The following is a 6,212-nucleotide window of genomic DNA, read 5'->3' as shown; positions in this document are numbered from 1 at the left end:
GCCGCTCGGTCGTGGTCCAGATGTCCGCACCGGGTGCGAGCCGGCTGGCGTTCTGGTCGGGGGACGCCGAGGTGACCACCGCGATGCGGGTGTGTCCCGCGCCGGTGAACCTGGACACCGCGGCCTTGGCGGCGCCGCGGTTGTCGACGACGACCGTGTCCAGCGTGGCGCCGCTCAGCGCACGGTCCAGGAGGACCACGGGGATGCCCGCGGCGACAGCCTTGTCGAGGTGCCCGTGATCGGTCGCGGCGGGCGCCACGACCAGGCCGTCCACACGCCGCTCGATGAACATCTGCACCGCGGCCCGCTCCGTGTCGCCCTTCTCGTCGCTGTTGGCGAGGACGACCTGCAGGCCGGCTTTGGCCGCGACGTCGGTGACACCGCGCACGGCGCGGGCGAAGTAGGCGTTCTCCACGTCGGCGACGACCACGCCCAGCGTGTGGGTGCGTCCGCTGATCATGCTGCGGGCCACCGCGTTGGTGCTGTAGCCCAGTTCCGCGGCGGCGGCCAGGACCCGTTCCCTGGTGGCCGCGCTGGACGAGCCGTAACCGCCCAGGACTCGGGCGGCGGTGGCCTGTCCGACGCCGGCGTGCCGGGCGACGTCGGGGATGGTGACGCGGCGCGGCGGTGGTGGGGGCTGCGGCATGGGCGATCTTTCGTGGGTGACGGGTCGGCGGACGCCGAGGAACCGGCCGATGAAATTCGCTGCCATTCAACCATTGACGGGCTGCGGCTGTCCCTGTGTAAGGTCTGGCCCGTTGGTAACGTTATCAATCCTCACCGGTACCGACACCGCCTGCCTTTTCAGGCCGGGCCCGGCACGGCCGCCCGTGCCCGTCCCGAGCCCGCGCCCCGAACACCGGAGGTATCACGGATGGCAACCGACACCCTCTCGCCGCCACCGGCCGCTGGCCCCGCCATCACGCTCGTCGACGTGGTCAAGGACTTCGGCGGCGCAGGCGCCCGGGACGCGGCGGTCGTCCGCGGCGTCGACCTGGTCATCGGTGAGGGTGAGTTCTTCTCACTGCTCGGGCCGTCGGGCTGCGGCAAGACCACCACCTTGCGGATGATCGCCGGTTTCGAGGAACCCACCTCCGGTCAGATCCTCCTCCACGGCCGCGACATGGTCGGCGTGCCCGCCAACAAGCGCGACATCAACATGGTGTTCCAGTCCTACGCGCTCTTCCCGCACCTGAGCGTCGCCGACAACGTGGCGTTCGGCCTGCGCCGCAAACGTGTGCCCAAGGACGAGATCCGCGACCGGGTCGAGAAGATCCTGCACACCGTCGAACTCGCCGACAAGGCCGACCGGCGTCCCCGCCAGCTCTCCGGCGGCCAGCAGCAGCGTGTCGCCCTCGCCCGCGCCCTGGTCAACCGCCCCCGCGCGCTGCTCCTGGACGAGCCCCTCGGCGCCCTCGACCTCAAGCTGCGGCAGAGCATGCAGCTGGAGCTCAAGCGCATCCAGCGCGAGGTCGGCATCACCTTCATCTACGTCACGCACGACCAGGCCGAGGCGCTGACCATGTCCGACCGGATCGCGGTGATGAACCGCGGCCTGGTCGAACAGGTCGGCCCGCCGCAGGAGGTCTACGAGCGGCCGTCCACCGCGTTCGTCGCCGGCTTCATCGGCACCTCGAACCTGATCGGCGGACGCCTGGCCTCCGTGGGAGCGGGGACGGGGGTGCTCGACCTCGGCGACGGCCAGCGCGTCACGGTCCCGCTGCGCGGCTCCCACACGGCCGGCGACACCGTCGAACTCACGGTGCGCCCGGAGAAGATCACGCTGACCGCCCAGCCCGCCGGCACCGCGAGCCGGCTGCGCGGCACCGTCAGGGAGGTGGTCTACCTCGGCACCTCCACCAGCTACACCGTGGACACCGGCACGGGTGCGGAGATGACGGTCTTCCAGCCCAACGACGGCACCGCCTGCGTGTCCCCGGCCCGTGGCGACACCGTCTGGCTCTCCTGGGCCGCCGACCACTCCTACCTGCTCACCCCCGCCCCCACGCCCGCGGCGACGGCCGCGGCCCCGGTTTCCCTCACCTCGCGCTGACGACAGGCGGACCCCCATGCCCGAGCAACCCCTCCCTCTCGCGCCCCCGCCGCGCGCCCCGGCACCCCGCGGCTGGAGCCGGCGCGGCCTGCTGCGTGCCGCGCTCGGCGCGGCCGCGCTGGCCCCGCTCGCCGCGTGCAGCGTCCCCGGCGCCCGCGTGCACGTCCCCACCGGCGAGGCGGAGATCGCCGCCGCCGTCACCGGCTTCTGGAACGGGAAGAAGCGGTCCGGGAGGCTGGACTTCGTCAACTACACCCAGTACATCGACGTCGACCCGGCCGACCAGAGCAGGCACCCCACCCTCGACGCCTTCGCCCGCGAGAGCGGCATCGAGGTCACCTACAACGAGCTGATCGACGACAGCGCCTCCTGGTTCGGCAAGATCCAGCCCGAGTTCGCCTCCGGCCAGGGCATCGGCTACGACCTGATGGTCGTCGGCGGCGACAGCTACCTGACCAAGTACATCGAACTCGGCTACCTCGCCCCGCTCGACCACACCCGCCTGCCGAACTTCGCCCGCCACGGCGGCGCCGCGTTCAAGAACTCCCCCTTCGACCACGGCAACGTCTACACCGTGCCCTGGCAGTCCGGCATGACCGGCATCGGCTACGACCCGGCCCAGGTCGGCCGGAGGATCACCAGCTGGCAGGACCTGCTCGACCCGAAGCTGCACGGCAGGGTCGGGATGTGGAACGACGCGGTGCAGATGGGCAACGTCGCACTGCTGGCCGTCGGGGTGAACCCGGAGACCTCCACCCCCGCCGACTGGCGCAAGGCGGCCGCCTGGCTGCGCCGGCAGCGCGACGCCGGCATGGTCCGCTCCTACTCCACCTCGACCTACCAGTCCTCCCTCCAGCGCGGCGACCTGGCGGCCTCGCTGGTGTACTCGGGCGACGTCTTCCAGGCCAACCAGAGCGGCTCACGACTGGAGTTCGTCATCCCCGACGAGGGCGGTCTGCTGTGGACCGACAACCTCTGCATCCCCTCCACCGCCGCCCATCCCGTCGACGCGCTGACCTACATGGACTACGTCTACCGGCCCGAGGTCGCCGCGAGGATCAGCGAGACCGTCCAGTTCGTCTGCCCCGTTCCCGCCGCACGGCAGGTCGTCGCCCGCGACGCGGCCGCCGCCACCGGCAGGCGGCGCTCCGTGCTCGAAGCCCTGAGCACCAGTGACCTGGTCTTCCCGACCGAGGCCGACCAGTCCAGGCTGCGCCGTCTGCGCGTGCTCGACGAAGAGGAGGAGAAGCAGTGGAACGCACTGTTCGAGCCGATCTACCAGGCCTGACCCGGCGGCGGCGCCCAGGCGGCGCCCTGGTCCCGTATCTGATGATCCTGCCGGGCTGGCTGTGGCTGGCCGCGTTCTTCGTCACCCCGGTGATCGTGATGGTGTCGTTGTCGCTGCAGACCGGCGACTTCATCGACGGCTTCCGCCAGACGTTCCACTTCGGCACCTACGCCGACGTGGTGCGGACCTACCACGTGCAACTGGTCCGGTCCCTGCTCTACGGCGGCGTCGCCACCGTCGCCTGCGCCACCGTCGGCTACCCGGTGGCCTATTGGATCGCCTTCCGGGCCGGCCGGCACAAGTCGGTGTTCCTCTTCCTGCTCCTGCTGCCCTTCTTCGTCTCCTTCGTCATCCGCACCCAGTCCTGGAACGTGGTCCTCGCCGACCACGGCGTCCTGCTGGGACCGCTGAAGGACATCGGTCTGCTGCCCGCCGGTTTCCACCTGCTGGCCACGCCCTACGCGGTGGTCGGCGGCCTGACCTACAACTTCCTGCCGTTCATGGTGCTGCCCGTGTACGTCGCCCTGGAACGGGTGGACCCCAAGGTGATCGAGGCCTCCACCGACCTCTACGCCTCCCGGACGCAGACCTTCCTGCGCGTGGTGCTGCCCCTGTCGCTGCCCGGCGTCTTCGCCGGCGTCCTGCTGACGTTCGTGCCCGCCTGTGCCGACTACGTCAACGCCGGCATCCTCGGCGGCCCCTCCACGACGATGATCGGCAACATCATCCAGACCGAGTACTTCACCAATCTCGACTACCCGGCCGCCGCGGCCCTGTCCTTCGTCCTCATGGGCGCGCTGCTGCTGGCCGTGTTCACCTATGCCCGGACGCTGGGCACCGAAGAGGTCCTGGAGGCGGCCGCGCGATGACCACCACCACCGTCGCCCCCGCGGCCGAGGAAGCCGCCACGCCGCGCCCGCACCGCGCCGGACGCCGGCGCCGCCGCCCCGCCCTGACCCTGTACACCGCGCTGGTGCTGGCCTGGCTGCTGCTGCCGATCGCCGTGATGATCCTCTTCGGCTTCAACGACACCGGCAGCAAGGTGAACTTCACCTGGCAGGGTTTCACCCTGCACTGGTACCGGCACCTGTTCGCCATCCCCAACCTGACCTCCGCGCTGGTCAACAGCCTCACCATCGCCGTGGTCGTCGCCGTGGTCGCCACCCTCCTGGGCACCCCCATCGGGCTGGCGCTCGGGCGCCACCGCTTCCGTGGCCGCGGCTCCGTGGACCTGCTGATGTTCGCCGCCATCGCGGCCCCGGAGATCGCCCTCGGCGCCGCGCTGCTGTCGCTGTTCATCGTGCTGGGCGTGCCCCGCGGCTACTGGACGGTCGTCATCGCCCACGTGGCCTTCTGCATCCCCTACGTCGCCATCACCGTACGGGCGCGCATGGCCGGTCACGACCCGACGCTGGAGGAGGCGGCCCGCGACCTGGGGGCGGGACCGTGGACGGCGTTCCGGCTGGTCACCCTGCCGATGCTGCTGCCCGGCGTGGCCTCCGGCGCCCTGCTGTGCTTCGCCCTGTCCGTCGACGACTACGTCATCACCAGCTTCAACGCCGGCCGTACGGTCACCTTCCCGCTGTGGGTGTACAGCGCCAGCCGTACCGGTGTGCCCCCGCAGGTCAACGTCATGGGGACGCTGATCTTCGCCGGCGGCCTGATCATCGCCGGGGCGAACGTGCTGTTCTCCCGGCGTCGCGCGAGCTGACCCGACCCGGTCCGCGCGCTCTTTCGGAACACCGGTCCGGCGGCCCACGCCGGCCGGTACGGAACAACCTTCGAGGAAGTCACCATCGTGCTCAAGTTCAACGAAGCCGAGTTCGTCTCCCAGACGGAGAGCCTCCTGGCGCTGCGTCCCCAGATCGAGAAGACCGTCGACCGGCTGGCCGACGACGGCTACGACAACGTCCTCCTCGTGGGCGCGGGCGGCACGTACGCGCAGATGTGGCCCTACGAGCACCTCGCCCGGCGTTCCTCGACGCTGCCGGTGCGGGCCGCCGTGGCCGCCGAACTCGTCGCCTCCGGCGACGCCCGGCTCGGTGACCGCACCATCGCCGTCTTCACCTCCGTCTCCGGCACCACCGACGACAGTCTGCGCGCCATCGCCCACTGCAAGGCCAAGGGCGCCCACACGATCGGATTCACCGGCTACCCCGACTCCCCCGTCGCCCTGAGCGTCGACACGGCGCTGATCTCCGAGCCCAAGGCCTGGCCGTTCGACGTCCAGTTGCTGCTGTTCATGGGCCGGCTGCTGGCGCGCCGGGGCGAGTTCGAGGGCTACGAACGCCTCGCGGACGAACTCGCGGGTCTGCCCCGCATCCTGGTGGACGTCGCCCGGCAGGCCGAGCCGGTGGCCGCGGCCTTCGCCGAGGCCCACAAGGACACCGACTACCACTTCCTCATCGGCGGCGGAAACCTGTGGGGATTCACCTACCTGTACTCCATGTGCATCCTCGAGGAGATGCAGTGGCTGCGCACCACCCGGGTGCACAGCGCCGAGTTCTTCCACGGCTCGCTGGAACTCCTGGAGGAGAACACGAGCGTCATCGTCTTCCAGGGCGAGGACGAGACGCGGGCCCTGACCGACCGGGCCGAGGCCTTCGCCAAGCGCGTCTCCAAGGACGTCACCGTCTTCGACACCCGTGACTACCCGCTGGAAGGCATCAGCCCGCAGTTCCGCGGACTGCTCGCGCCGCTGGTGCTGGACACCGTGATGGACCGGGTCAGCAAGCACCTGGAGCGGGTGCGCGACCACTCGCTCGACCTGCGCCGCTACTACCGCGTCATGGACTACTGAGCCCTCCGACCGGTCACCCCGTCCCTCACGTCCCGCGCGCCGGTGCCCCGGCGTGGGCGCGCCGGTGCCGG

6 protein-coding genes are annotated in these 6,212 nt (G+C 70.8%); 5 read left to right on the top strand and 1 reads right to left on the bottom strand.

The window, feature by feature from the left end:
* Positions 1-712 (bottom strand): LacI family DNA-binding transcriptional regulator (locus ABZ719_RS37035; protein ID WP_366729567.1); only part of this gene is annotated, 712 nt, incomplete at its 3' end.
* A gap of 162 nt (positions 713-874) precedes the next feature.
* Here ABZ719_RS37035 and ABZ719_RS37030 point away from each other — a divergent pair.
* From ABZ719_RS37030 to ABZ719_RS37010, 5 genes are all read left to right on the top strand, one after another.
* Positions 875-2,053: an ABC transporter ATP-binding protein gene (locus ABZ719_RS37030; protein ID WP_366729566.1), complete on the top strand. Its 1,179-nt coding sequence runs from the start codon at positions 875-877 to the stop codon at positions 2,051-2,053.
* A gap of 16 nt (positions 2,054-2,069) precedes the next feature.
* Positions 2,070-3,341: a spermidine/putrescine ABC transporter substrate-binding protein gene (locus tag ABZ719_RS37025; protein ID WP_366729565.1), complete on the top strand. Its 1,272-nt coding sequence runs from the start codon at positions 2,070-2,072 to the stop codon at positions 3,339-3,341.
* The gene (locus tag ABZ719_RS37020) at positions 3,305-4,210 is read left to right on the top strand and encodes an ABC transporter permease (RefSeq protein ID WP_366729564.1); all 906 of its coding nucleotides are present in this window, start codon (positions 3,305-3,307) and stop codon (positions 4,208-4,210) included. The genes ABZ719_RS37025 and ABZ719_RS37020 overlap by 37 nt, the downstream gene beginning before the upstream one ends.
* Positions 4,207-5,052, top strand: a complete 846-nt coding sequence (locus tag ABZ719_RS37015; RefSeq protein ID WP_366729563.1) for an ABC transporter permease — start codon at positions 4,207-4,209, stop codon at positions 5,050-5,052. The genes ABZ719_RS37020 and ABZ719_RS37015 overlap by 4 nt, the downstream gene beginning before the upstream one ends.
* An 87-nt stretch (positions 5,053-5,139) precedes the next feature.
* Positions 5,140-6,141 carry an SIS domain-containing protein gene (locus ABZ719_RS37010; protein WP_366729562.1) on the top strand — a complete coding sequence of 334 codons (1,002 nt, stop codon included), beginning with the start codon at positions 5,140-5,142 and terminating at the stop codon, positions 6,139-6,141.
* Positions 6,142-6,212: the final 71 nt, after the last annotated feature.

Origin of the sequence: Streptomyces sp. NPDC006743, from assembly GCF_040703815.1 — a bacterium.
In the GTDB taxonomy this organism is placed as follows: Bacteria; Actinomycetota; Actinomycetes; order Streptomycetales; family Streptomycetaceae; genus Streptomyces.
The sequence above is the reverse complement of the archived record's forward strand: the minus strand, read 5'-3'. Positions and strand labels throughout refer to the sequence as shown.

What these genes read in the sequence shown, in the direction of transcription:
- ABZ719_RS37030 (WP_366729566.1), top strand. Translation starts at nt 875, where the DNA reads ATGGCAACCGACACCCTCTCGCCGCCACCGGCCGCTGGCCCCGCCATC.
- ABZ719_RS37025 (WP_366729565.1), top strand. Translation starts at nt 2,070, where the DNA reads ATGCCCGAGCAACCCCTCCCTCTCGCGCCCCCGCCGCGCGCCCCGGCA.
- ABZ719_RS37015 (WP_366729563.1), top strand. Translation starts at nt 4,207, where the DNA reads ATGACCACCACCACCGTCGCCCCCGCGGCCGAGGAAGCCGCCACGCCG.